The following is a 23678-nucleotide window of genomic DNA, read 5'->3' on the forward strand; positions in this document are numbered from 1 at the left end:
GTCAGTCCTTTTGTTGGAGCGTTTCGATCTTACCGCCGCTCGCGAGCAGGCGGCTCGCCCGTTCACGTAGCTCGTCAATCCCGAACAGTGTCTGTGCGGAAAACAGCTGCACGCTGACGCCGGGGACTTGCGCCAGGGTGCGGCGCACCGCGAGCAGCGCGTTCTTGGCAGCGCCATGGCCGAGCTTGTCCGCCTTGGTCAGCACGACATGGCAGGGCAGGGCGCGCCGGACCGACCAGTCGAGCAACTGCCGGTCCTGCGGCATCAGCGGATGGCGCACGTCCATGAGCTGCACGATGCCGCAGATGTTGACGCGGCTATCGAGATAGCGGCCGATCAGCTCCCCCCAGCCGCTGCGCAGCTCGCGCGAAACCTTGGCGAAGCCGTATCCGGGAAGGTCCACCAGCCGCCCCTGCGGTACTTCGAACAGGTTGATCAATTGCGTGCGGCCGGGCGTCTTGCTGACACGTGCCAGCGCTTGTTGGCCGCAGAGGCGGTTCAGCGCGCTGGACTTGCCGGCATTCGAGCGACCAGCGAACACCAGCTCCGGCCGCGCGTCGTCGGGTAGTTGCGCGAGCGCAGCACAAGACCGCAGGAAGCGGGCGCCGGCGAAGGGGTTGGATGCGCGGTCGTTCATGGCGGCGGCAGGGCGTCGATGTCGCCAAGCATAGCCGCGCGGCCGTCGGCGCGTGCCAATGACGGTGCTGGCCATGTAAAATCGCGCGCTGGTCCACGTCCGAGTGAGCCGCGGGCCCGTTTGTCGGCCTGCGCGCTGCGGGCCATGATCTTCCGGAGTCGTAACGACATGAAGCGTGTTTTGCTGGCTGCCTTCCTGTGCGCCCCGCTCTTTGGCGTCGTCGCAGCCCCAACCGAGGCAACGGGCACCGACCCGTTCACCCAGGGCAGTGCAGAAGCCGGCGCCGCCAAGGCCGCGCCCTGCGCCGCGTGTCATGGCCCGGGCGGCAACAGCTCGAACCCCGAGTGGCCCAAGCTCGCCGGTCAGAACGCGCGCTACACCTTCGAGCAGTTGCAGCACTTCAAGAACGGCGTGCGCAAGAACCCGCTGATGGCGCCGCAGGCCGCCGGCTTGTCCGAGCGTGACATGCGCGATCTCGCCGTCTACTTCGCGCAGCAGCCGGCTTCCCCCGGCGTCGCCAGCGAGAACGCGGTCGCACGCGCCGAGCCGCTGTACCGCGGCGGTGATGCCAAGCGCGGCATCCCGGCCTGCGCCGCCTGCCATCTACCTGACGGGGCTGGCGTCGCCGCTGCCGGCTATCCGCGCATCGGCGGCCAGCATGCGCGCTACACCGCTGTGGCACTGCGCCGACTGCGCGCCGAGCACGCGGCAGCGAGCGAACCGCTGCCCGGGAACTTGGGCGTAATGGCTGCGGTCGCAGCCAAGCTTTCGGACGAGGACATCGACGCGCTGGCCTCCTACATCAACGGCCTGCAGTAACGGCCTTACGCAAGGACTCGGATACGACATGCGCTCTTTGCTTCGCGGTCTTGCCGCCGCTGCCCTCGGCATCGTCGCCATCGCCTGCTCCGCGCAGGATGGCAGCGCAAAGTTCGAGGAAGGCAAGCACTATCAGAAGGTCCGCAAGATTCAGCCGCCGAGCGATCCGAAGCGGATCGAGGTCGCCGAGTTCTTCATGTATAGCTGCCCGCACTGCTATGCCTTCGATCCGACCATCTCGGCCTGGGCCAAGACCCGGCCCGCGGATGTCGACTTCGTGCGCTACCCGGTGACCTTCGGCCGCGAGATCGGTCGCGTGCATGCCCGCGCGTTCTACGCGGCCGAGGCGCTCAACGTGTCCGAACAGGTCCACATGCCCATCTTCCAGGCGATCCACGAGCGTCACCTGCCGCTGAACAACGACGCGCAACTGCAATCGGTGTTCAACAGCGTGACCGGCGTGCTGCCCGACGTCCTGTCGGCCACGCTCAAGGGGTTCGCGGTCGACTCGCGCGTGCGCAGGGCCGAGCAGATGGCGATGGACTACGGTGTCACCAGCGTGCCGACGATGGTGATCGGCGGCAAATACGTGACCAGCGCGGCGATGGCCGGCAGCTTCGACGAAGCCACCAAGGTCATCGATTTTCTGGTCGACAAAGTACGGCGCGAACGTGCCGGCGGTTGATTCCGGCCTGCGCAGACTCCGGGCCCGGCTGATCGCCGGGCTTTTTGTTGTCGTGTCGGCCGCCGCGCCTGCGACTGAGCCACCGCCGGCAGTGCCGCTGTCGACGCTGGAGAAGACCTGTGAGCTGATCGGCGCACGCCTGCGCAGCGTCGGAGTCGAGCGCTGCCTGCGCGCCGGTTTGCACATCGCCGAGGGCGCGAGCCGCGAAGGCCTGCCGCTGCTATACCGCGACTATCCCGCGAGCTCGCGGCGTACCACGCCGCAGCGCGTGCTGATGATCGGCGGCATCCACGGCGACGAGCTATCGTCGGTGAGCATCGTGTTCAACTGGATGGAACGGCTCGAACGCAGCCGTTTCCAGCCGCTGCACTGGCGCGTACTGCCCTGCGCGAATCCGGACGGCCTGCTGCGCCGGCCGGCGACGCGCATGAACGCCGCCGGCGTCGATCTCAACCGCAACTTCCCCACGCGCGACTGGTCGTCTCAGGCCATGGCGTACTGGGAGCGCCGTACCGGTCGCGACCCGCGCCGCTATCCCGGGCCGCATGCGCTCTCGGAGCCGGAGACGCAATGGCTGGTACGCGAGATCCGCCAGTTCAAGCCGGACGCGATCGTGTCCGTGCACGCGCCCTTTGGCATCCTCGACTTCGACGGGCCGCGCGAGCCGCCGCAGCGCTTCGGCTTCTTGCACCTGCACCAGCTCGGCACCTATCCGGGCTCGCTCGGCAACTTCGCCGGCATCAACCTCGGCCTGCCGGTGATCACGCTCGAGCTGCCCTACGCCGGCATCATGCCCACGGCGCGCCAGCAGGCGAGAATCTGGGCCGACATGCTGACCTGGCTGGAGCGCAACCTGCCGGAGGAGGCGCCGCTGTACTTCCGACTCGACGACCATCCGTGGAACGGCCCAGAAGCAGTTCCCAGTCAGTAGGTTCCAGCTTCCAGTAACAGACGACGGCATCCGGTCGCGTCTGGAAACTGGAAACTCAGCGCAGGCGGCGCAGCGCCTGCGTTCTGGAAACCGCTTTACCGATTGACCTCGCGGATGATCTTCCAGTCGCCGTTGTTCTCGCGGCGCCAGAACTGCTGCTTGCGTGTGGTCACCGCGTAGTTGTCCGAGCTGTATTCCATCGTGAACTCGGCGAGCAGCACGTTGTGTTCGGCGCCGGGGTAGCGGAACAGACTGATGTCCGAGAGGCGGATGTCGATGAACTTCTTCGCGCCGTTGACGCGGCGCTTGTGTGCGGCGAATGCGGCGCGCCCCATACCGTCGGTGCTGAAGTCGTCCGCGTAGTAGGCGAGGTAGGCTTCGGTGTCGCGCGCCGACCATTTCGCGCGCCAGTCCTCGATGCGCCGCAGGAATGCGTCCCGCAGCGGCACCACGGAATCGGCCGGTACCCATTCAAGCTCGTCGCTGAGAATCACCGGCGTGGCGCCGAAGCGGACGTGGCTGCGCAGGGTTTCGAGATCGGCGTTCGCCATCGTCACGCAGCCTTCGCTCGAACGCGGCGGGCGGCTGTAGGTGTCGCGCGGTACGCCGTGCAGCCAGATGCCGGAGCCGGTGCGGCGCAGATGACGGTCCCAGGCGTTGGGATAATCGAGCGGCAGGGCACCGGCGCCGTAGAGTTCGGGTAGCTCGGCGTCGTCGATCCAGTGCGTGATGTGGTACAGGCCGACCGGCGTGCGCAGATCCCCGGTGACCTGCTTGCCCGAGCCGTTGCGGCCGATCGCCGCGTAGTGGTGGCGCAGCAGCTTGAGCGCGCCGCTTTGGTTTTCGAGCAGGTACAGGCGCGCGCGTTGCAGGTCGACGACGATGGCGTGCTCGAAGCCGTTGCCGAGCTGCAAGACCGCATTGGGGACGAGCCCCGGGGCGGGCACGGCTTTCTCCCCCGCCAGACGCACGCGCGCTTCCTCGGCGAGATCGCGCAGGCGTGCATCGGTGCTCATGCCGGTGCTCATCAGGCTGCCGCCCTTGGCGCCCGACAGCGCGGCCAGCAACTCGCCGTAAATGAGCTGGGCGAGACGGAAGTTGGGTTCGCGGCGGGTCAGCGATTCGAGCGTCGACAGCGCCTCGCTCGAGCGGCCGGCGCGCAGCAGCTCGACCGCCTCGTTGAACTGCTTCTCCGGGCCGGGATCGAGCGCGGCGACGACGCCGACCCAGCATCCCAGTGCGGCGCACAGCAGTGCGCTGAGCTTGCCAGCGGTCATCGAGTCGACTTGCTTGGTGTTCTCAGCGGGTGTATTCGCGCACGATCTTCCAGCCACCGGCGGTCCGGCGCATGTCGAGCACCTTGGTGACGACGTCGGAATACGTGTCGGAGACGTACTCCTGGCGGAAGCGCACGTGTGCGCGGTCGGGGGTGTCGCCGGCGCTGAACGACGGTTCGACGACGCGCACGCTGATCTTTGCCGGGGCTTGGATGCGTTCGCGCCGCTGCGCCTGCCAGGCGGCGCGCGACAGCCCGCCCTCGGGTACGAAATCCTCGGCGTAGGCGGCGAAGTAGGCATCGAGGTCTTGCGCCGACCAGGCCGCGGCCCAGGCCTCCACACTGCGTTGCAGAGCTGCGCGGCTGTCGGCGCTGAGCGTTGCCTGGCGGGCGGGCGCAGCGGCCGGCGCCGTCGTCTCCGGTGTCATCTCCGGTGTCGGCGCCGGTGTGGCCGCCGGAGCAGCGGCGATGGGTGGCGGCGACGTGGCCGCGACCGCGGCGGCTGCCGGCGCGGAGGCGCCCTCGCCTCTGCTCGCATCGATCTGATTGAGCAGCGCGAGCTTGTGCCGGAGTGCCTGGTTGGATTCGTCGAGCTGTAGCGCGCGGCTATAGGCCGCACCGGCGAGCGCGGCGTAGATGTCGCCCAGGTTCTCGTGTGCGGTGGCGTAGCTCGGGTGCGTGGCCAGCGCCGCTTGCAGCGCGTCGCGCGCCTTCTCGTATTCGCCCTGTGCGGCGTAGAGCACGGCGAGGTTGTTGTAGGGCTCGGGGAGCTGCGGGTAGTCGCGCGTCAGGTCGGCGAACACGCGAATCGCCTCCTCGCTGCGTTCCAGTCGCACCAGCGCGAGCCCGCGCGCAAAGCGCGCCTCGGCGTCCTGCGGGTTGCTCGCCAGATGCTGGTCGAGCAGCGACAGCGCAGCGGCGGCCTGACCCTGCTCGATCATCGTCTGCGCCTGCGCGGCGACACCGGCGGCAAAAGCCGTGGGCGCAAGGACGAGGGCCGCGAGCGCGGCATAGCGGCGGAGCGCGGACATGCGGATCAACCCCGGGGTGTTCGACATGGCGACGAACTATAGCAGCACCGGGCCCTTGGGCTCGCACGTCTGCGCTGCTCAGCGGCGCTGCCGACCATAGACGGGCGGTACCCCGGGTGGCAGCCCCTTGTAGCGCTTGTGGACCCAGAAGTACTGCGTCGGCGCGAACGCGATGCCCTGCTCGATCACGCCATTGATGCGTGTGGCGTCGAGCACCTCGTCGCCCTGGGGAAAGCCTTCCAGTGCCGGCAAGATGCGGACGTGGTAGCGGTTGCCGCGGCGCTCGGGAAAGTAGGGGACGACCTTGGCCCGTCCCATCTGCGCAAGGCGCGCGGTCGCGCTGACCGTGCGCACCGGCACGCCGAAAAACGGCGCGTATACGCTCACGTTTTCCTTGAGCGCCTGATCCGGCGCGTACCAGATCGGTCGACCGCCGCGCAGCGCGCGCACCAGGCTGCGCACATCATCGCGCGGCAGGGCTGGCAGACCAGAGCGGTTCTCGCGCCAGCGGTGCATCAGGTAATCCATGACCGCGTTGTTGTAGGGGCGGTACATGGCGTGGAAGCGAACGCCGGCCAGGCACAGGAAGCGCGCACCCAGTTCGAGCGTGGTGAAGTGTCCGGTGAGTAGCAGAACGCCGGAGCCGTCGGCCATCGCCGCTTTGAGGTGAGCGATGCCGGTGACCTCACCGCGGCGGCGCAGCCGCCAGTCCGGCGCGAACCAGGCCAGCGCCGTTTCGAACACGCCGCGGCCCATATCGGCGAAGTGTGCGCTGGTCATGCGCTCGATCTCGCGTTCCGCGGCCTGCGGGAAAGCGATGCGCAGATTGGTACGCACGACCTCACGGCGGCCGCGCAACAGCCGGCCGATGCCGCGGCCGAGCACGGCGCCGAGCATGGCCTGCAGCGGGATCGGCAGCCAGCTCAGCAACCAGACGCAGCCGACGCCGGCCCAAGTCGGCCAGTGACGCGGATGCAGCAGCGCGGGCGAAAAGGCGGTGTCGGCCATGCCACATTGTAGTCCGCGGCTCGATGCAGTCCGATCGGCCGCATCGACAATCCGAAGCGGAGCCACGATGACATTCGCTTGTCGTCGCACCGATGCGCGCGGGCGATGGCGGCGCGTCCGGATCGGCGCCAGCCCTTCTCAGGCGCCCTAAGCGTCCACACGCTCAGGTCAGCCACAGCGCCAGCACGAAGATCACGCCGCTCCACAGCATCGCGACGAGCGAATAGCCCATCACCGCGCGCGCGGCGATGCCGGCGACGCTCAGCACCGGCAGCAGGATCAGCGGCTGGATCAGGTTGGTCCACTGATCGCCGAGCGCCACGCTCATTGCCACCCGCGGCAGGTCCGCGCCGAGCTGCTGCGCGGCGCTCATCATGATCGGGCCTTGCACCACCCACTGCGCGCCGCCCGAAGGGATGAAGAGGTTGAGCAGGCCGGCGCTGAAGAAGCCGAGCAGCGGCAAGGTCTCGGCGCTGGCGAGCGTCGTGAACAGGCCGACGATCAGGTTGGCCAGGCCGGAGCCGGCGATCAGGCCGGCGATGCCGGCGTAGAACGGATACTGCAGCAAAAACGGCGCGGCGATGCTGCCGCCGGCGAGGACGGTCTCGCCGTAGGCGCGCAGATTGCCGGCGCACAGGATGCCGAGCATCAAGAGCGTGAAATTCACCGAGTTCAGCGTCAGTCCCGGACCGGGGCCGGCAAAATGCCGGGTGATCGCAACCAGGCCGATCACCACCAGAACGCCGGCCAGAGCACGAGAGCGATCGAGGCGGTCCGCCGGCGTGGGATGCGTCTCGCCGGCAGGCGGGGGGGCGTCCTGCGCCGCGCCGAGCAGGGCATCGGGCATCTCCTGCACGTCCTCGTCGGACTGCGGATGCAGGCGCATCAGTATCCACGGCAGGCTCGCGATGACCAGTACGGCGGTGACCAGGTTCCAGGTCGCGAACACGGTCAGCCGTGTCGGGATCAACCCGACCTGCGCTTCGAGGAAATGCCCAGGCGTCGCCAGCGTCAGCGGAATCGAGCCCGACAAGCCCTGATGCCAGACGACGAAACCGGAGAACGCCGACGCCACCAGCAGCGGATAGTGGACACGCACGCCGCGGCGTCGGCAGGCCTCGCCGATCGCGCGCGACAGAATGCCAGCCGCGACCAGCGCCAGCGACCACGACAGCAGGGCGAGCACGCCGGTGACGACGCTGACGACTGCATACGCCATGCGCGGGCCGTGCACGCGGCCGGCGATGCGCAGCAAAAGGCGGCGCACCACCACCGTGCTGGCCAGCGCGTAACCCAGCAGCAAGGTCAGCGCGATCTGATTGGTAAAACTGAGCAAGGTCCAGAAGCCGTCGCTCCACAGGTCGACCGCTTCGCCAACGCTGGTCGGCGTGGCGCAGAGGGCGAAGAAGAAGGTCAGCAGCGTCAACAGCACCGCGATGACGAAGGCATCCGGCATCCAGCGCTCGAAGAAGCGAACCAACGCGGTGATCAGACGCGTCATCGCAGATCCGGATCCCGGTCTTCGTCCAACGGCCTGCGCCGGCCTTCGTCCTTGAGCGAGAACGGCGTGAAGTGGGTATCGGTATCGAAGGTGTCGACGCCTTCGGCGCGCTTGAGCCCGTTGACGATCGCGTAGGTCACCGGCGTCATCACCACCTCCACCGCGACCTTCATCGTGAAGTTGAAGACCACCACGGCGATCAGCGCCTCATTGGTCCAGATACCGAAGAAGGCGATCGGATAGAAGATCAGCGAGTCCGCCCCCTGGCCGCAGATCGTCGAGCCGATGGTGCGCATCCACAGATGGCGCCCCTGCGTCCACAGCTTCATCTTCGCCATCACGTAGGCGTTGACGAAATCTCCGATCCAGTACGCGAGGATGCTCGCAGCGACGATGCGCCAGGTATTGCCGAAGACGATCTCCAGCGCCGGCTGCAGCGTCGCGTTCCACGGCTCGTCGGGGTGCGCGGGAATCGCCAGCACGATCGCCGACATCACCGTCGCGAAGATCATCGCACCGAAGCCGGCCCAGATCGCACGCCGCGCACGCGCATAGCCGTAGACCTCGGTGAGCACGTCGCCGAAGATGTAGGCGACCGGGAAGAACAGATTGCCGGCGCCGAACGCGAACGCGCCGATCAGCGGCAGCTCGACCACGCCGACCTTGCCGGGCCCGATCAGATTCGAGCAGAGCAGCACGGCGACCATGCCGGCGACGAGAAAGTCGTAGTAGCGGAAACTGAGCATCAAAGGCTCCGGCGCGCCAGGGCGATGAGGGGTCGCGGCCCACTCGGCTCGGCATCTTAGCCTCGGTGGGTCGACCCGGCCTGGGACATCCGCCGTCGCAGGTGGCCGCCGCGCCCGCGAATGCTTGCGAAGCGGCGCGGCTCACCCGCGCGGGCAAGGACGTGGTGGCTGAAACGGTGCATGGGCGAGATCGTCCGGACCACGGCATCTTGCCTCAAGTGTGCCGCTTCCCGCGTGGTCGGTCTGCGGGCATCGCCGCACTCGGGCACGCAAAAAAAGCCCCGCGGAACGGCGGGGCGTGACCACGCGCAGAGTGATCGTCCGCTACATCGGCAACAGCTGCGTGACCACCGACTCGATACGGGACTCGATCAAGGGCAGAGCCTCTTCCTCTTTCATGGCCATTTGATTGGCCCAAGCCGACAGCCGCACCCCGTGCGGGAAGTAGTGACTGGTGCGCGTCATGGTCGCCCCAGAGGTGTTGCCCATCGACGTGCCGCCGCCGGAGGCCATGCGCGCGTTGCCGGTGCTCGCGCCATCGCGCGTGCCCGAGGCCGAATCGGTCGCGACCGTGAACTGAATGGGCTTGGCGTTGTACTCCTCGAGGACGAAATCAATGATCGCGGCATACTCGCGCGGGCGGGAGGCGTTGGCGATGCCGGCGGCGACCAAGCCGCCAATCATGCCACCCGCGGCTACCCCGCCGAGGTTGCTGTTCGAGGCGCGCGCGACCGCCATCCCGGCGCCGATTCCGACCGCAGCGCCGCTGATCGCGCCAAGGCCGTTCGCGACGTTCGCGCCGCCCGATTCCGGCTCGACTTCGCCGAAGTAACGCAGCGAGGCGCGCAGGCGGAACTTCGCCGTATCGGGATCGTTGACGACCTGCCAGCCCTGTTGCTGCGCGGCCGTTCGCATCGTGTTCAGGAAATTCAGATTCTGAGCGTCGCTGATGTTGCGCCAGGAAATGTAGACGGTGCGGGGCCCGCTGACCGGCTCCAGCTGAGGGGGCGGCACGACCCAGACCGTCCCGCTGCGCGGCTCGGCGAACTTGTTGGCCGTGATTTGACCCATGCCACGCGAGACCGTGGCGCAACCGGCGCTGAGTGACGCGGCCACAGCCAATACAACCAAGCTCGATGTCTGAACGACTTTCATAGCCCCCCCAACGATGATGATGGTCAACGCGATGCTCCCTGCTCCGCAGCCCCGGCCCTCCTTGCCGGTGGCAGGGTCGACTGTACGCGCTTTCGTGCGACCGGGCTAGGAGGCGCACGCAGCTTGCTGTGGCCCAGTTCTCGATTCGCTGCCCCTACAGGAACTCCTTGGGATGCGGCAGCGGCGCCGGCGCTTCGAGATCCTCGGGCTTGTACTGATGAGGGAAGCCCTCGATCGGGCCGATCGCGCGTCGGTCGCGGGCGATCACCGGGCCGTTCTGCGCGTACAGTGTCAGCAGTTCGGCGACCGCGATCAGCGCCGAGACGTGCGTACGCTCGTAGCCATGCGAGGAATCGCCGCCGAAGCCGATCAGCGCGTGGCGGATGTCGAAGCCGGCGCGCAGCGCAGCCGCGGAGTCGGAGAAGTAGTACGGGAACACGTCGCGCTGATGCTCGATCTGATGGCGTTCGCACAGGCCGATCAGCTCGCGCGTGAGGTGATAGTCGAAAGGCCCGGACGAGTCGCAGATGGCGATGGTGACGCCGTGTTCGCGCGAGTTCTGCCCGGTCGCCGGAATCGCGATGTCGATGCCCACCATCTCGCTGATGCGCTCGTCGAGGATCGCCGAGGCGCCGAAGCCGACTTCCTCGGTCACGGTGAACATCGGGTGGAAGTGCACCGGCAGCGTGATCTTCGATTCGGTCAGCGCCTTGAGCGCGGCGAGCAGCGCGGCGACGCCGGCCTTGTCGTCGAGATGGCGCGAGGCGATGTAGCCGTTCTCGTGCAGCTCCGGCTGCGCATCGACGGCAATGAAGTCCCCGACGTTGACGCCGAGTTTGCGCAACTGCTCCACCGATTGCGCATCCTCATCGATGCGCAACTCGACATGCTCCCAGCCGATCGGCTGCGTGTCGACGGCTTCGTTGTAGGCATGACCCGATGCAAGCAGCGGCAGGATCGTGCCGCGGTACGCGCCGCGATCGGTGAACAGCGTGACCCGTGCCCCCTCGGCGAAGCGGCTCGACCAGGTGCCGAGCGGCAGCATCGTGATGCGGCCGTTGGGCTTGAGCGCACGCACGATCGCGCCGATGGTGTCGAGGTGCGCGACCACGGCACAGGCCGGACGGTCGGTCTCGCCCTTGAGCGTCGCGCGGATCGCGCCGCGGCGCGTTAGCTCGTAGGGCACGCCGATCTCCGAGAGCTTCGCGCAGGTGTAGTGCACGACCTCGTCGGTGAAGCCGACCGGACTCGGAATCGCCAGCAGTTCGAGCATCGTCGTGCGCAGGTAATCGGTGTCGATCGCGAGCTTCTGCATCAGTACAGCTCCTGGGGTTCGCGGGTGACGCTGAACGGAAACAGAAAGTCGAGAAAGCGTTCGGCGGTCGGCTGCGGCTCATGATTGGCAAGTCCGGGTCGCTCATTGGCCTCGATGATCACGTAGTCGGGCTTGGTCGGTGCCGCGACCAGCAGGTCGAGGCCGGTGACCGGGATCTCCAGTGCCTTCGCCGCCTCGACCGCGGCGCTGCAGAGCTGCGGATGCAGCACATGCGTGACATCGTGCAGCGTGCCGCCAGTGTGCAGGTTCGCCGTCTTGCGCACGGCGAGCTGCTTGCCCTCATCGAGCACGTCGTCCATCGCGTGTCCGGCCAGGCGCACGCAGCGCTCGGTCTCGGCGTCCATCGGGATGCGCGACTCGCCGCCGGTCGCCGCTTCGCGCCGCCGCGACAGCTTCTCGATCAGCTCGCGGATGCTGTGTCGGCCGTCGCCGGTGATCACCGGTGGCTTGCGCACCGCGGCGGCGACGACCTTGTAGCCGATGACGACGATGCGCAGATCCTCGCCCGGGCAATAGCGCTCGATCAGCACGGTTTCGCCATGCCGGCGCGCGTTGCCAATCGCCGCGCGCAGGCTGTCGACATCGCGGATGTCGACCGAGATGCCCTGGCCTTGCTCGCCGTCCGCCGGCTTGACCACGACCTCGCCGTGCTCGTGCAGGAAGGCGGCATCGGCCTCGCTGCCGTCGGCGGTGCGCTGCTCCGGCGTGTTGAGGCCGGCATCGCGCAGAATGCGGCGCGTGATGCGCTTGTCCTGGCAGCGCGACATCGCAATCGAGGTCGTGAGCTGCGACAGCGACTCGCGGCAGGTGATCGAGCGGCCGCCGAAGGTCAGGCGGAAGTAGCCGGCCTCGGCGTCGAGAATCTCGACGCGCACCCCACGCCGCCGCGCCTCGTCGACGATGATGCGCGCGTAGATGTTGAGGCCGTCATCGTCGGCAATCGTCGGGCCGGTGAACAGGCGCTCGTTGATCGCGTTCTTGCGCTTGATCGCAAACACCGGCACGCGCTCGAAACCAAGCTTCTCGTAGAGCGCGATCGCCTGCTCGTTGTCGTGCATTACCGACAGGTCCACGAACGCGCGCTCGCGCGACTTGAAACGCATTGCCAGATCGCAGGCGAGTGCCTGACCGATGCCCGGATGCGGCGCACCCGGATCGACCGCCAGACACCACAGGCTCGATCCGGCCTCGGGATCGCCGAAGGCGTTGACATGATCGACGCCGGTCACCGTACCGATCACCCGCTGGCTCAGCGCGTCCTCGGCGACGAGGTAGACGATGTTCGGCGAGTCACGGTGCGTCCACAGAAAGCCCGGATCGGCCGGCACCATGTGCCGCGACAGGTAGATGCGGTTGATTGCCTCGGCATCTTCGAGCGTCTGCAGTGGACGGATATGCAGCCCCGGCGGCAGTGCCGGCGCGTCGAATTCGGCCAGCGGCAGGCGGAAGGTATGCGAGGGATCGAGGAACAGGTGTTGCGGCGACTGCGCCAGAATCACGTGCGGATCACGCACGTAGATGGCGATGTTGCGCGAGCCCAGGCGCTCGTTCTGCACCGCCGCGGCGACATCCTCGGGGCGCTCAAAGGTGTGCGCGAGAATCAGCTTGCCCCAGCCGCATTCGAGCGCGACGTTCTCGCGGTTGGGCTGGGCGTCGCCATCGAAGCCGTAACGGTGATGGGCGAGACTCGCCGGCCCGTCGACGGCATCGGGGTGCGCCGAGGCCAGCGGCAGGTTCACGACTTTCTTGCTTCTGCTCATCCTTGAGCTCCTCAAATCCCGTGCGCCTGCAGCCAGCCTTCGAGTGCGGCGAGCTGCCACAGCTTGGACCCGCGCAGCGGCGTGATGTGTGCTTGCGGATCGGCATACAGGGTTTCGATGTAATCGCGCCTGAACAGGCCGCGATCGCGCGCCGCCTGCGCGTCGAGCAGCGAGCGCGCGTAGTCGAGGAAATCGCCCTGCAGATACTTGAGCGCGGGCACCGGGAAGTAGCCCTTGGGACGGTCGATCACCGCCGCGGGAATCACCTGGCGCGCCGCCTCCTTGAGCACATGCTTGCCGCCGTGCGCGATCTTGTGGCGGCCGGGAATGCGCGCGGCGAGTTCGACCAGCTCGTGGTCGAGGAACGGCACGCGCGCTTCGAGTCCCCAGGCCATCGTCATGTTGTCGACGCGCTTGACCGGGTCGTCGACCAGCATGATCGTCGTGTCCAGGCGCAGCGCCTGGTCGATGGCTTCGCTCGCGCCGGCCTGCGCGAAGTGCGCACGGATGAAGGCGCGCGAATGGTCTTCGGTCGCCATGCGCGGATCGACCACGCGCAGAAACTCCTCGTGGCTGCGGTCGCAGAAGGCCGCGTCGTAGGTCGCCAGTGCGTCCTGCGTTTCCAGCATCGGCGGATACCAGTGATAGCCGCCGAAGACTTCGTCCGCGCCCTGGCCGGACTGCACCACCTTGCTGTGCTTGGATACCGCTTCCGACAGCAGGTAAAAGGCGACGCAATCGTGCGAGACCATCGGCTCGCTCATCGCCGCGAGCGCTTCCGGCAGCCACGGCAGCAGCGTGCGGCTGTCGATGAAGATGCGTTCGTGCTGCGTCGCGTAGTGCTGGGCGATGATGTCGGAATAGCGGAACTCGTTGCCCTCTTCGCTGCCGACGTCTTCGAAGCCGATCGAGTAGGTGCGCACGTTGGCGTCGGCCTCGCTCATCAGGCCGACGATCAGGCTCGAATCGACGCCGCCGGACAGCAGCGCACCGACCGGGATGTCGGCGACCAGCCGGCGCTTGACCGCGGTGCGCAGTGCCGCCAGCGTCATCTCGCGCCAGTCATCGAAGCTGCGGCGCTCATCCTCCGCCGTGCGTGCGTAGTCCGGCTGCCAGTAGCGCTGCTGGCGCGTCGTGCCATCCGGCTCGACCGACATCAGCGTTGCCGGCGCGAGCTTGCGCACACCCTTGAGCATCGTCTGCGGCGCCGGCACCACGGCGTGGAAGTGCAGATAGTGATGCAGCGCGACCGGATCGATGTCGGTGTCGACATCCTTGGCCTTGAGCAGCGCCGGCAAGGTCGATGCAAAGCGCAGACGCTTGTCGGTCAGCGAGTAGTACAGCGGCTTGATGCCGAGGCGGTCGCGACCGAGCAGCAGGCGGCCGCCGTCGCGCTCCCAGATCGCGAAGGCGAACATGCCGTGCAGGCGCTGCACGAAGTCCGCGCCCCAGCAGTGATAGGCCTTGAGCAGGACTTCGGTGTCGCCGTCCGACCAGAAGCGATAACCCTTGGCCTTGAGTTCGGCGCGCAACTCGGGGTGGTTGTAGACCGCGCCGTTGTAGACGATGCCGAGGCCGAGCTCGTTGTCGAGCATCGGCTGCTGCGCGTGCTCCGACAGATCCATGATCTTCAGGCGCCGGTGGCCGACGGCAAGCGGACCGGCGCTGAACGTGCCGGCGCCGTCGGGGCCGCGTCGCGCCATCGTCGCGGTCATTGCGGCGACGGCATCGGTGTCGGCGAGTCGTCCATCGTAGCGGCGCTCGCCGGCGAAACCACACATAAAAACCTCCTGTTGTCGGGGGCGGCGCCTCAGGCCGCCGTACTGGTCTGCTCCTGCGGCGCGGCCGCAACGTCGACGCTGCGCATCAGCGCAGCGATACGGTCCACGGCATCGAGCAGCCCGGCGCGTTCACTGGCGCCGAGCGCGGCGAAGCCGCGCAGGAAATCCGCGTGCATCAGCGGCGGCGCCTTGGCCAGCAGGCTGCGACCGCGCGGCGTCAGCGTCACCAGCACGCGCCGCCGGTCATCGTTCGCTCGCGCGCGCCGCAGCAGGCCGCGGGCTTCGAGGCGATCGAGAATCGATGTGACCGTGCCCTGCGTCAGGCTCACGCGCTGGGCGAGGCGCCCTGCCGTCGGCGGCTCGCGCTCGTCGCGCAGCGCTTCGAGCAGTAACAGCTGCGGCAGCGTCAGGCCTGATTCGTGCTCGATGGTCTTCGAGTACGTGTCGAGCGACTGGGCGATGCGGCGCAGCGCGCCGAGCAGGTGCAGGGTATCCGGTGACATGGCAGATGCTTTGAACGCAAAACATTATGCCGGAGAAATGCTTTGAATGCAAAATAAAGCCCGTGCGCGCTGCGAACGCGAATCGACGCTCGCGGTGCGCAAGAGGTCAGGACTCGCGGAGCGCCAAGCCAACCCGCGGGTGACTCGCAGTCCAGGTGCTTCGGGGTTGGCCTTACTCCGTCGGGCAGGCGACCTCACTGCATGGGGCCAAGGTGGCAGCCCTCAGGTCAGTGCCGTCGTTGTTATTGATCCCCATAATCTTCACCCTTCCCGAGCCGGCGTCGGGAAGAAACGGCGGCTCGTTCGTCTGCAGGCTCGCTGCGTTGCTGTTGGATCCTCGGTCAACAATGCCGCGGATGCGCTCCTCACTCTCGATATCGCAGCCCTATGCGCCGATCTGCGCTTCATTCAGCCTGGCGCTGGCGCTGATGCTCTCACGCGGCACGGACGGTAGCCTGATGTCGGCGCCGGACTGCGTGCTGCGCAGCGGTGACCGCATTCTGTTCTGCGGCCGCGACGGCACGCGCGGCGACATGGAAATGGGTGCTCTACACTCGCAAGGCCTTGGAATAGCCGTCACCAGTAGCGACGTGCCGGACGCTCTGGTCTGGCGCCGGCTCAGCCAGCGGCGCGGCAGGATTCCAACTGCGGCGGACGGTTCGTGACGCAGCGACGATTCACTGCGCGCGCAGCCGCTTGACCAGATACCGCGCCAGATTGCGGTACAGCAGGCAGCCGACGCTAGGATTCTGCGTGGTGATGGCGCGGAACTGCCCGTTCGGCAGGAAGAACAGGCGCGCGCTTTCGAGCGCGCGTGCGGTTGCCGAGATCGGCTGACCGTCGAGCAGCGAGTACTCACCGAGGCAGTCGCCGCGCGTGAGCACGGCGAGCTGCGTCTCCCCGCCGTCATTGTTGCGCCGGTAGACGCCGATCGACCCAGACAGCAGCAGGAACAACCCGAGACCGCCGCGCACGTCCTGGAACCGCAGCGGATCGCCGTCCTTGAGCGTCAGCGACATGCCGCGCGCAGCGAGGTCCGTCGGTGCCGCCGGCGACAGGTCCTTCACGATCGGCGAGACGCGCAGGGCCTCGACATCGATAGCGGTGTCGGTCATTGCAATCCCCCGGCAGCCATGCTGATGCGTTCACGCCCAAACGACGAGGCCCCGTTGCCGGGGCCTGGTCGTGTGCGCAGGGCCGGGCTTCAGTGGCCGCCGCCTTCCAGCGACTTGACCGCCTGGATCATCGCGACCATCACCTTCTGCGCGTCGCCGTAGACCATGTTGGTGTTGTCGGCGAAGAACAGCTCGTTCTCGACGCCGGAGTAGCCCTTGCCCTGACCGCGCTTGACCACGTAGACCTGCTTGGCCTGGTCGACGTTGAGGATGGGCATGCCATAGATCGGGCTGGACTTGTTGGTGCGCGCCGCCGGGTTCACGGTGTCGTTGGCGCCGATGACGATGGCGACGTCGGCCTCCTTGAACTCGTTGTTGATGTCGTCCATGTCATAAATGATGTCGTAGGGCACGCCGGCCTCGGCGAGCAGTACGTTCATGTGGCCGGGCATGCGGCCGGCGACCGGGTGGATCGCGAACTTCACCTCGACCCCGGCATCCTGCAGCAGCTTCACGAACTCGTAGAGCTTGTGCTGGGCCTGCGCGACCGCGAGACCATAGCCCGGGGCGATGATGACCTTGGACGCGTAGCGCATGTTGATGCCGGCGTCGCCGGCGTCGATCGGTTTCATGCTGCCCTTGATCTCGCCTTGGCCCTCTGCGCCGGCGGCGCCGAAGTTCGAGAACAGCACGTTGCTCACCGAGCGATTCATCGCCTTGGCCATCAACAGCGTCAGCAGCGTGCCGGCACTGCCGACGACCATGCCGGCGACCATCAGCGCGGCGTTGCCGATCACGTAGCCTTCGAAGCCGACGGCAAGACCAGTGAAGGCATTGAACAGCGAGATCACCACCGGCATGTCGGCGCCGCCGATCGGCATCGCCATCATCACGCCGTACACCAGCGACAGCACGAAGAAGCCGGCGATCAGCGGCATCGGCACTTGTCCGTCGTTGAACACGGTCCAGCCGCCGATGGCGAGGATGGTCAGCAGAATGAGGCCGTTGACCGCCTGCAGTCCCGGGAAGCGCCAGGTGCCGTCGATCTTGCCGTCGAGTTTTGCCCAGGCGATCAGCGAGCCGGACAGCGACACCGCGCCGATGATGCCGCCGAGCACGGCCATGATCAGAATCTCCAGGCCATGCGCCTTGTGGCCGAACAGCTCGATCGCGGCGATGGCCGCGGCGGCGCCGCCACCCATGCCGTTGTAGAGCGCGACCATTTGCGGCATCGCGGTCATCTCGACCTTCTTGCCGCTCCACCAGGCCCAGCCCAGGCCGAGCGCGAGCGCGACCACCGCGAGCACGATGTTGGTCGTCAGGTGCGGCTCGGCCTTGGGATTGACATCGGCGATGTACAGGAACGCGACGATCACCGCGACGACCATGCCCAGGCCGGCGACGACGATGCCGGAACGGGCGGTGACCGGGCTCGACATGCGCTTGAGCCCGTAGATGAACAGCAGCGTGGCGACGATGAACGCCGCGTCGATGATGAGTTGCGGATTCATGGCTCAGCCCTTCTTCTTGTCCGACGGCTTGAACATTTCCAGCATGCGCTCGGTGACCACGTAGCCGCCGGCGGCGTTGCCGGCGCCGAGCAGCACGCCGAAGAACCCGATCGCCTGTTCGAGCGTGGAGCTGGCGTTGAACAGCGCCCACATCGCGCCGACGACGACGATGCCGTGGATGAAGTTGGAGCCGGACATCAGCGGCGTGTGCAGGATCGCCGGCACGCGGCCGATGATCTCGTAGCCGGTGAAGGCCGCGAGCATGAAGATGTAGAGGGCGACGAAGCCGGTGATGGCGGTGGTTGCGTCCATGTGAGTTCCCCTGTGAATCAGCGCGTGCCGATCAGGCGCCTTCGACGGCTTTCCTCGCGGCTTCGTTCTTGATCTCGCCGCCGTGCGTCAGCACGGTCTTGGCGAGCACCTCGTCGGTCCAGTCGATGCGGATCGCGCCGTCCTTCACGAACAGCTCGATCAGGTTGTACTGGTTCTTCGCGTACAGCTCGGAGGCGTGCTCGGCGAGCGCCGACGGGATGTTCAGCGGCGCGAGGATGGTCACCTGTCCGACCTGCACGGTCTCGCCGGGCTTGCTGTACTCGCAGTTGCCGCCGCCTTCACCCGCCATGTCGACGATGACGGCGCCGTTCTTCATGCCCTCGACCTGGGCCTTGGAGATGAGCTTGGGCGACGGCCGCCCCGGGATCGCGGCCGTGGTGATGACGATGTCGGCCTGCTGGATGTGCTTGGTGACGACCGCGGCGACCTTCTCTTTTTCCTCGGCCGTCAGCTCGCGCGCATAGCCGCCTTCGCCGCGCGCATCGACGCCGGTGTCGACGAACTTGGCGCCGAGCGACTCGGCCTGCTCCTTGGTTTCGGGGCGTACGTCGTAGCCTTCCACCATCGCCCCGAGGCGGCGCGCGGTGGCGATCGCCTGCAGACCGGCGACGCCCAGGCCCATGACCAACACCTTGGCCGGACGGATCGAGCCGACCGCCGTGGTCATCATCGGCAGGATGCGCGCCAGATTGGTCGCGCCCAGCAGCGCGCCGTAGTAACCCGACAAGGCAGCCTGCGACGACAGCGCGTCCATGGCCTGCGCACGGGTGATGCGCGGCACCAGCTCCATCGCGAAGCAGGTGATCTTCTTGTCACGCATCAGCTTGACCAGATCCGGCTCGCGGTGCGCATAGACGAAGGACAGCAGGATGCTGCCTTCCTTCATCGCGTTGACGACGTCGGCGGCCGGCGGCTGCACCGCGACGACGATGTCGGCGTCCGATACCAGCCCCTGCGGGTTGGCCGCGATCGCGACTTTCTTGTAGGCCTCGTCCGGAATGCGGCTGGCCGTACCGGCCCCGGCCTGCATGTGAATCTCGCAGCCCAGCCTGACCAGCTTGTCGGCGACGGCGGGCACCATCGCCACGCGCCTTTCGTGGGCGCGCGTTTCCTTGAGCACGGCGATCTTGACCGGCATGTACCAATCCCCTGTGACGAGTATCGAGTTCCCCCAAGCCCTCCGGCCGGCATCCGGCCGAGGCACAAGGAGGCGCAAGTCTAGCGGATGACCTGGGGAATAACACCCAGTCACCCGGTCGGCACGAGCGCGGCGTGCGGTGTAACATGGACCCGCCAGAGCATGAGTGGCTCGCGGATGAAGCCTCGTGCGTCGCAAAAGGACAGCCTGTCCCTGCCGCTGCAAGCGGCCTCGGCGGCGATCGCAAAGGCCAAGTACTTCCAAGCCGGCGAGGACCTCGACGGGCTGCGCCGCCGGCTCGCGCGTGCGCTGGCCACGAGCGAGGCCGATCCCGGCCGCTGGGAGGAAGCTTTCTACCGTGTGCTGCACCACGCCTGGCCGGGCGGCCGCATCATGGCCAATGCCGGTGTGATGGCATCCAGGCCCGCGGCCTCGACCATCAACTGCACGGTGTCGCGCACCATCGACGACTCGATGGCCGGCATCATGCAGGCGGCGAGCGAGGCGGCGCTGACGCTCAAGGCCGGCTGCGGCATCGGCTACGACTTCTCCACGCTGCGCCCGCGCGGTGCGCGGGTCTGCCGTGCCGGCGCGACCACCAGCGGCCCCTTGCCGTTCATGGACGTGTTCGACGCGATCTGCCGCACCGTCTCCAGCGCCGGTGGCCGTCGCGGCGCGCAGATGGCTTGCCTGGACATCGGCCATCCGGACATCGAGGCCTTCATCACCGCCAAGCGCGAAGCCGGACGTCTGCGCAGCTTCAACCTATCGTGCCTGATCAGCGACGCCTTCATCCAGGCGGTGCGCAGCGACGCCGACTGGCCGTTGGTATTCCCGGCATTCGCACCGGAAATGGGCGGCGCGCTGGTGTGGCGGCACTGGCCGCGGCGTGATCCGGCCTACACGGTGGACCACGAGGGCCGCACCGCCTGCCGCGTCTACCGCACGGTCAGGGCACGGTCGCTGTGGCAGCTCGTGCTACGCTCGACCTACGAGTATTCCGATCCCGGCTTCATCCTGATCGACGAGATCAACCGCACGAACCCATTGTGGTTCTGCGAGGACATCCGCGCGACGAACCCTTGCGGCGAACAGCCCCTGCCGCCGTTCGGCGCCTGCCTGCTCGGTTCGGTGAATCTCGCCTCGCTGGTGCGGCGGCCGTTTTCACGCGAAGCGCATTTCGATTTCGACGGCTATGCGCAGGTGGTGCGGGTATTCGCGCGCATGCTCGACAACGTCGTCGAGCTGCACGGCCTGCCGCTGCCCGAGCAGCGCGCCGAGATCGTCCGCAAGCGCCGCCACGGCATGGGCTATTTCGGGCTCGGCTCGGCGCTGACCATGCTCGGCATCCGCTACGGCTCGCCGGAGTCGGTGGCATTCACCGAGCGTGTGACGCGTCTGCTCGCCATCGAGAACTGGCGCGCGGCGCTGGAACTCGCGCGCGAGAAAGGTCCGGCGCCGGCGCTGGCCGAGGACGTGGAGATCACGCCGTCCTTGCTCGCGCAGCAGCCGGCGCTCGCGAACGATGGTATCCGGCCCGGGACGATGCTGCCAGCGCGCGTGCTGCATGCGCGCTACTCGACGCATCTGCAGCGCATCGCCCAAGCCGATCTCGAACTGGTCGCGCAGCTCGCCGAGGTCGGCGCGCGTTACACGCACGCAACCTCGATCGCGCCGACCGGCACCATGGCCGCTTCGGTTGGCAACAACGCCAGCAATGGCATCGAGCCGAGCTTCGCGCACCAGTACACGCGCAACATGATCGTGCCGGGCGAGAAGGCCAAGCGTGCGGTGCGCATGGAATCGTACGAGCTGCTCGCCTATCGGCATCACGTTGACGCCAAGGTCGATGCCGACGATCTGCCCGAGGTCTTCACGGCAACCGCCGCCGGCACCGATCCGCGCGAGCACATCGCGGTGCAGGCCGCGGCGCAGCGCTGGGTCGATGCGGCGATTTCCAAGACCATCAACGTGCCGACCGATCTCGGCTTCGCGGACTTCGAGTCGCTCTACGACGCCGCGATCGACCAGGGGCTGAAGGGCTGCACGACCTTCCGCTTCAATCCCGAGGTGCATCAGGGCGTGCTGGTGACGGATCGCGATCTGGCCGCCACCGAGTATGAGTTCCGTCTCGCCGACGGCCGCAGCGTGCGCCTCCCCGGCGACGCCCAGGTCGAATACGAAGGCGGCATCTACACCGCGGCGAATCTCTACGACGCCCTCAAGGAAGGGTTCTACGGCAAGCTCTAACAGCAGCTTCCAGTTGGCAGTTTCCAGTCAACGGTGACGGCGAAAAGGCATGACCAAGAAAACCAAATCCACCCGCATCGACCAGCCCATCGTCGGCTGGTCGGTGCTGCGCCGGGCGCCGGCGAACGAGATCGCCGACCTCGACCCTTTGTCGCTGCGCATCGACAAGCGCGAGGACGGGAGCTGGGAGTCGGTCACGACCAAGATCACGCTGACCTCGGCCAGCGGGACCAAGACGATCTACTTCGTCATCGGCTTCGGCGTCGTCTGCGGACGCATGAACGGCAAGCCGGTCTGCATCGAGCGGCCGCTGGAGTTCTTCGTGCCGGCCGGGCAGACCGCGGCCGAGCATCAGTGGGTGTCGGCGACCATGCGCACGCTGTCGCTGGCGGCGCGCGGCGGCTTCCTGGTCAAGGCCCTGGCCGATCTGCGCAAGGTGTCCTGGGACCGCGGCCCGGTCTGGTACGGCAAGAACCGCGCCGGCAAGAGCCTGGTGCACGACTCCGAGGTCGCCGCCATCGCCTGGGCGATCCAGCAGGAACTGACCAAGCGCGGGTTTCTCGACGAACACGGCAACGAGCGCCCGCTCGCGGCGCTCGCCGCGCGGTACGCGCGTATGCGCCAGTACCGCGACGCGCTGCCGCTCGACAATCCGCATATTGCGGTGAACGCCGCCCGGGCCGATGCCGTGCCCGTGTCGACCGTGCCGGTCGTCGACCGCTGCCCCGACCCCGACTGCCGCGGCGAGATGGTGATGAAGGACGGCTGTCCGACCTGCCTGGACTGCGGCTACTCCAAATGCGGCTGAGGTGCGCCTGGTCTGGGTGTGCGCCGTGCGTCCGATCCCGGCTCTTAGGCCCGGTTACCGGACCAGTCCAGATCCTTGGTTTCGCCGGTCGCCCACATCGCGGCGAAGCTCAGCAGTGCGGCGGCCGTGAGGTAGTAGCCGACGAATTCGAGGCCGTGGTTGCGGGCGAGCCAGGTCGCGATGTACGGCGCCAGTGACGCGCCGAAGATGCCGGCGAGGTTGAAGCTCAGCGAGGCGCCGGTGTAGCGCACCGCGGTCGGATACAGCTCAGAGAGGATGGTGCCGAGCGGGCCATAGGTGTAGCCCATCAGCGTGAGGCCGATGATCAGCGTCGCCAGCACGCCGGCGGTGCCGGAGTGCAGCAGCGGTGCGAGCACGAGGCCGAACACGGCGATGCCGGCGCTGACCCACAGCAGCGTGCGGCGACGGCCGTGGCGGTCGGCGTACAGCGCCGAGAACGGGATCGTCAGGCCGAAGAAAACGATGCCGACGAGCTGCAGCACGAGGAACTCGCTGCGCGAATAGCCGAGCGCGGTCGTGCCCCAGGTCAGCGTGAACACCGTCATCAGATAGAACAGCACGAAGGTCGCCAGGGCGATCGCGGTGCCGAGGATCAGCGCGCGGCCATGGTGGCGCACGACACTCGCCATCGGCAGGCGCACGCGCGCCTCCTGTTCCAGCGCCTTCTGAAACACCGGCGTCTCCGCGATGCGCAACCGCACCCACAGGCCGACCAGCACCAGCACCGCGCTGGCCAGAAACGGGATGCGCCAGCCCCAGGAAAAGAACTGCTCGTCGCTGAGCACGCCGGAGAGGATCAGGAAGATTCCGCTCGACCCGATGAAGCCCAGCGGTGCGCCGAGCTGCGGGAACATGCCGTACCAGGCGCGCTTGCCGGGCGGCGCGTTCTCGGTCGCCAGCAGCACGGCGCCGCCCCATTCGCCGCCCAGCCCCAGGCCCTGGCCGAAACGGCACAGCGCCAGCAGCAGCGGCGCGACGATGCCGACTTGCGCGTAGGTCGGCAGCAGGCCGATGACGACGGTCGAGATGCCCATCGTCAGCAGCGCCGCGACCAGCGTCGCCTTGCGGCCGATGCGATCGCCGAAGTGGCCGAACAGCGCCGAGCCCAGCGGTCGTGCGAAGAAGGCGATCGCAAAGGTGGCGAGCGACTGCAGCATCGACGAGGTCGGATCCCCGGCCGGGAAGAACAGCGTCGGGAACACCAGCACCGCGGCGGTGGCGTAGATGTAGAAGTCGAAGAACTCGATCGTCGTGCCGATCAGGCTCGCGAACAGCACGCGTCGCGGCGAATTGCCGCCGTTGTGGACAGCGCTCATCGTGTGGAAATCTCCCG

At 67.5% G+C, this 23678-nt stretch carries 22 protein-coding genes; 6 read left to right on the forward strand and 16 right to left on the reverse strand.

Annotated features, from left to right (window positions below; genetic code table 11):
• Position 1 precedes the first annotated feature (1 nt).
• Positions 2-637: a ribosome biogenesis GTP-binding protein YihA/YsxC gene (yihA, locus tag ABSH63_RS03305; protein WP_352887807.1), complete on the reverse strand. Its 636-nt coding sequence runs from the start codon at positions 635-637 to the stop codon at positions 2-4.
• Positions 638-805: 168 nt separating this feature from the next.
• Between yihA and ABSH63_RS03310 the strand changes: the two genes are divergently transcribed.
• The 3 genes from ABSH63_RS03310 to ABSH63_RS03320 all read left to right on the forward strand — a co-directional run bounded on the left by ABSH63_RS03310 (position 806) and on the right by ABSH63_RS03320 (position 3072).
• Positions 806-1456 (forward strand): c-type cytochrome, encoded by a 651-nt coding sequence (locus tag ABSH63_RS03310; protein WP_352887397.1) that lies wholly within the window; start codon positions 806-808, stop codon positions 1454-1456.
• 28 nt (positions 1457-1484) lie between these two features.
• A complete protein-coding gene (locus ABSH63_RS03315) occupies positions 1485-2141 on the forward strand; it encodes a thiol:disulfide interchange protein DsbA/DsbL (RefSeq protein ID WP_352887399.1) in 657 nt (218 codons plus the stop codon).
• Positions 2142-2232: 91 nt separating this feature from the next.
• Positions 2233-3072 (forward strand): M14 family murein peptide amidase A, encoded by an 840-nt coding sequence (locus ABSH63_RS03320; protein ID WP_352887401.1) that lies wholly within the window; start codon positions 2233-2235, stop codon positions 3070-3072.
• Between the two features lie 95 nt (positions 3073-3167).
• Here the strand turns inward: ABSH63_RS03320 and ABSH63_RS03325 are convergent, their stop codons facing one another.
• From ABSH63_RS03325 to ABSH63_RS03370, 10 genes are all read right to left on the reverse strand, one after another.
• Entirely contained in the window at positions 3168-4349 is a 1182-nt protein-coding gene (locus ABSH63_RS03325; RefSeq protein WP_352887403.1) for a L,D-transpeptidase family protein, read from the reverse strand.
• 22 nt (positions 4350-4371) lie between these two features.
• Positions 4372-5379 carry a YybH family protein gene (locus ABSH63_RS03330; RefSeq protein WP_352887405.1) on the reverse strand — a complete coding sequence of 336 codons (1008 nt, stop codon included), beginning with the start codon at positions 5377-5379 and terminating at the stop codon, positions 4372-4374.
• Positions 5380-5457: 78 nt separating this feature from the next.
• Positions 5458-6387, reverse strand: a complete 930-nt coding sequence (lpxL, locus tag ABSH63_RS03335; protein WP_352887407.1) for an LpxL/LpxP family Kdo(2)-lipid IV(A) lauroyl/palmitoleoyl acyltransferase — start codon at positions 6385-6387, stop codon at positions 5458-5460.
• Between the two features lie 163 nt (positions 6388-6550).
• Complete coding sequence (locus ABSH63_RS03340; protein ID WP_352887410.1) at positions 6551-7888, reverse strand: short-chain fatty acid transporter; 1338 nt, start codon at positions 7886-7888, stop codon at positions 6551-6553.
• Positions 7885-8634 (reverse strand): queuosine precursor transporter, encoded by a 750-nt coding sequence (locus ABSH63_RS03345; protein WP_352887412.1) that lies wholly within the window; start codon positions 8632-8634, stop codon positions 7885-7887. The genes ABSH63_RS03340 and ABSH63_RS03345 overlap by 4 nt, the downstream gene beginning before the upstream one ends.
• A 324-nt stretch (positions 8635-8958) precedes the next feature.
• Positions 8959-9816 carry a complement resistance protein TraT gene (traT, locus tag ABSH63_RS03350; RefSeq protein WP_352887415.1) on the reverse strand — a complete coding sequence of 286 codons (858 nt, stop codon included), beginning with the start codon at positions 9814-9816 and terminating at the stop codon, positions 8959-8961.
• A gap of 127 nt (positions 9817-9943) precedes the next feature.
• Positions 9944-11104 (reverse strand): osmoprotectant NAGGN system M42 family peptidase, encoded by a 1161-nt coding sequence (locus ABSH63_RS03355; RefSeq protein ID WP_352887417.1) that lies wholly within the window; start codon positions 11102-11104, stop codon positions 9944-9946.
• A complete protein-coding gene (gene ngg, locus ABSH63_RS03360) occupies positions 11104-12885 on the reverse strand; it encodes an N-acetylglutaminylglutamine synthetase (RefSeq protein ID WP_352887418.1) in 1782 nt (593 codons plus the stop codon). Before ngg ends, ABSH63_RS03355 begins: the two co-directional genes overlap by 1 nt.
• An 11-nt stretch (positions 12886-12896) precedes the next feature.
• Positions 12897-14666 (reverse strand): N-acetylglutaminylglutamine amidotransferase, encoded by a 1770-nt coding sequence (locus ABSH63_RS03365; RefSeq protein ID WP_352887421.1) that lies wholly within the window; start codon positions 14664-14666, stop codon positions 12897-12899.
• Between the two features lie 29 nt (positions 14667-14695).
• Positions 14696-15169, reverse strand: a complete 474-nt coding sequence (locus ABSH63_RS03370) for a MarR family winged helix-turn-helix transcriptional regulator (RefSeq protein WP_352887423.1) — start codon at positions 15167-15169, stop codon at positions 14696-14698.
• Positions 15170-15408: 239 nt separating this feature from the next.
• Between ABSH63_RS03370 and ABSH63_RS03375 the strand changes: the two genes are divergently transcribed.
• Positions 15409-15834 carry a hypothetical protein gene (locus ABSH63_RS03375; protein ID WP_352887424.1) on the forward strand — a complete coding sequence of 142 codons (426 nt, stop codon included), beginning with the start codon at positions 15409-15411 and terminating at the stop codon, positions 15832-15834.
• A gap of 12 nt (positions 15835-15846) precedes the next feature.
• Here the strand turns inward: ABSH63_RS03375 and ABSH63_RS03380 are convergent, their stop codons facing one another.
• The 4 genes from ABSH63_RS03380 to ABSH63_RS03395 all read right to left on the reverse strand — a co-directional run bounded on the left by ABSH63_RS03380 (position 15847) and on the right by ABSH63_RS03395 (position 19266).
• Entirely contained in the window at positions 15847-16284 is a 438-nt protein-coding gene (locus ABSH63_RS03380; RefSeq protein WP_352887427.1) for a cyclic nucleotide-binding domain-containing protein, read from the reverse strand.
• Between the two features lie 89 nt (positions 16285-16373).
• Positions 16374-17795 carry an NAD(P)(+) transhydrogenase (Re/Si-specific) subunit beta gene (locus tag ABSH63_RS03385; RefSeq protein WP_352887429.1) on the reverse strand — a complete coding sequence of 474 codons (1422 nt, stop codon included), beginning with the start codon at positions 17793-17795 and terminating at the stop codon, positions 16374-16376.
• Positions 17796-17798: 3 nt separating this feature from the next.
• Positions 17799-18107: an NAD(P) transhydrogenase subunit alpha part 2 gene (locus ABSH63_RS03390; protein ID WP_110266595.1), complete on the reverse strand. Its 309-nt coding sequence runs from the start codon at positions 18105-18107 to the stop codon at positions 17799-17801.
• 31 nt (positions 18108-18138) lie between these two features.
• On the reverse strand, positions 18139-19266 hold the full coding sequence (locus ABSH63_RS03395) for an NAD(P) transhydrogenase subunit alpha (protein ID WP_352887431.1): 1128 nt from the start codon (positions 19264-19266) through the stop codon (positions 18139-18141).
• A gap of 177 nt (positions 19267-19443) precedes the next feature.
• Here ABSH63_RS03395 and ABSH63_RS03400 point away from each other — a divergent pair, with 177 nt between their 5' ends.
• On the forward strand, positions 19444-21516 hold the full coding sequence (locus tag ABSH63_RS03400; RefSeq protein ID WP_352887434.1) for an adenosylcobalamin-dependent ribonucleoside-diphosphate reductase: 2073 nt from the start codon (positions 19444-19446) through the stop codon (positions 21514-21516).
• Positions 21517-21565: 49 nt separating this feature from the next.
• Positions 21566-22324: a ribonucleoside-diphosphate reductase gene (locus ABSH63_RS03405; RefSeq protein ID WP_352887436.1), complete on the forward strand. Its 759-nt coding sequence runs from the start codon at positions 21566-21568 to the stop codon at positions 22322-22324.
• 44 nt (positions 22325-22368) lie between these two features.
• On the opposite strand, the gene ABSH63_RS03410 is transcribed toward ABSH63_RS03405, so the two are convergent.
• Complete coding sequence (locus tag ABSH63_RS03410) at positions 22369-23661, reverse strand: MFS transporter (protein WP_352887438.1); 1293 nt, start codon at positions 23659-23661, stop codon at positions 22369-22371.
• Between the last annotated feature and the right edge of the window lie 17 nt (positions 23662-23678).

This window comes from Sinimarinibacterium thermocellulolyticum, assembly GCF_040327995.1.
GTDB lineage: Bacteria > Pseudomonadota > Gammaproteobacteria > Nevskiales > Nevskiaceae > Solimonas > Solimonas thermocellulolyticum.

Coding starts and splice junctions, on each gene's coding strand:
- ngg (WP_352887418.1), bottom strand. CDS start 12,885: ATGAGCAGAAGCAAGAAAGTCGTGAACCTGCCGCTGGCCTCGGCGCAC.
- ABSH63_RS03400 (WP_352887434.1), top strand. CDS start 19,444: ATGAAGCCTCGTGCGTCGCAAAAGGACAGCCTGTCCCTGCCGCTGCAA.
- ABSH63_RS03365 (WP_352887421.1), bottom strand. CDS start 14,666: ATGTGTGGTTTCGCCGGCGAGCGCCGCTACGATGGACGACTCGCCGAC.
- ABSH63_RS03330 (WP_352887405.1), bottom strand. CDS start 5,379: ATGTCCGCGCTCCGCCGCTATGCCGCGCTCGCGGCCCTCGTCCTTGCG.
- yihA (WP_352887807.1), bottom strand. CDS start 637: ATGAACGACCGCGCATCCAACCCCTTCGCCGGCGCCCGCTTCCTGCGG.
- ABSH63_RS03390 (WP_110266595.1), bottom strand. CDS start 18,107: ATGGACGCAACCACCGCCATCACCGGCTTCGTCGCCCTCTACATCTTC.
- ABSH63_RS03405 (WP_352887436.1), top strand. CDS start 21,566: ATGACCAAGAAAACCAAATCCACCCGCATCGACCAGCCCATCGTCGGC.
- ABSH63_RS03370 (WP_352887423.1), bottom strand. CDS start 15,169: ATGTCACCGGATACCCTGCACCTGCTCGGCGCGCTGCGCCGCATCGCC.
- ABSH63_RS03340 (WP_352887410.1), bottom strand. CDS start 7,888: ATGACGCGTCTGATCACCGCGTTGGTTCGCTTCTTCGAGCGCTGGATG.
- ABSH63_RS03345 (WP_352887412.1), bottom strand. CDS start 8,634: ATGCTCAGTTTCCGCTACTACGACTTTCTCGTCGCCGGCATGGTCGCC.
- ABSH63_RS03385 (WP_352887429.1), bottom strand. CDS start 17,795: ATGAATCCGCAACTCATCATCGACGCGGCGTTCATCGTCGCCACGCTG.
- ABSH63_RS03325 (WP_352887403.1), bottom strand. CDS start 4,349: ATGACCGCTGGCAAGCTCAGCGCACTGCTGTGCGCCGCACTGGGATGC.
- ABSH63_RS03380 (WP_352887427.1), bottom strand. CDS start 16,284: ATGACCGACACCGCTATCGATGTCGAGGCCCTGCGCGTCTCGCCGATC.
- ABSH63_RS03355 (WP_352887417.1), bottom strand. CDS start 11,104: ATGCAGAAGCTCGCGATCGACACCGATTACCTGCGCACGACGATGCTC.
- ABSH63_RS03410 (WP_352887438.1), bottom strand. CDS start 23,661: ATGAGCGCTGTCCACAACGGCGGCAATTCGCCGCGACGCGTGCTGTTC.
- ABSH63_RS03395 (WP_352887431.1), bottom strand. CDS start 19,266: ATGCCGGTCAAGATCGCCGTGCTCAAGGAAACGCGCGCCCACGAAAGG.
- ABSH63_RS03315 (WP_352887399.1), top strand. CDS start 1,485: ATGCGCTCTTTGCTTCGCGGTCTTGCCGCCGCTGCCCTCGGCATCGTC.
- lpxL (WP_352887407.1), bottom strand. CDS start 6,387: ATGGCCGACACCGCCTTTTCGCCCGCGCTGCTGCATCCGCGTCACTGG.
- ABSH63_RS03310 (WP_352887397.1), top strand. CDS start 806: ATGAAGCGTGTTTTGCTGGCTGCCTTCCTGTGCGCCCCGCTCTTTGGC.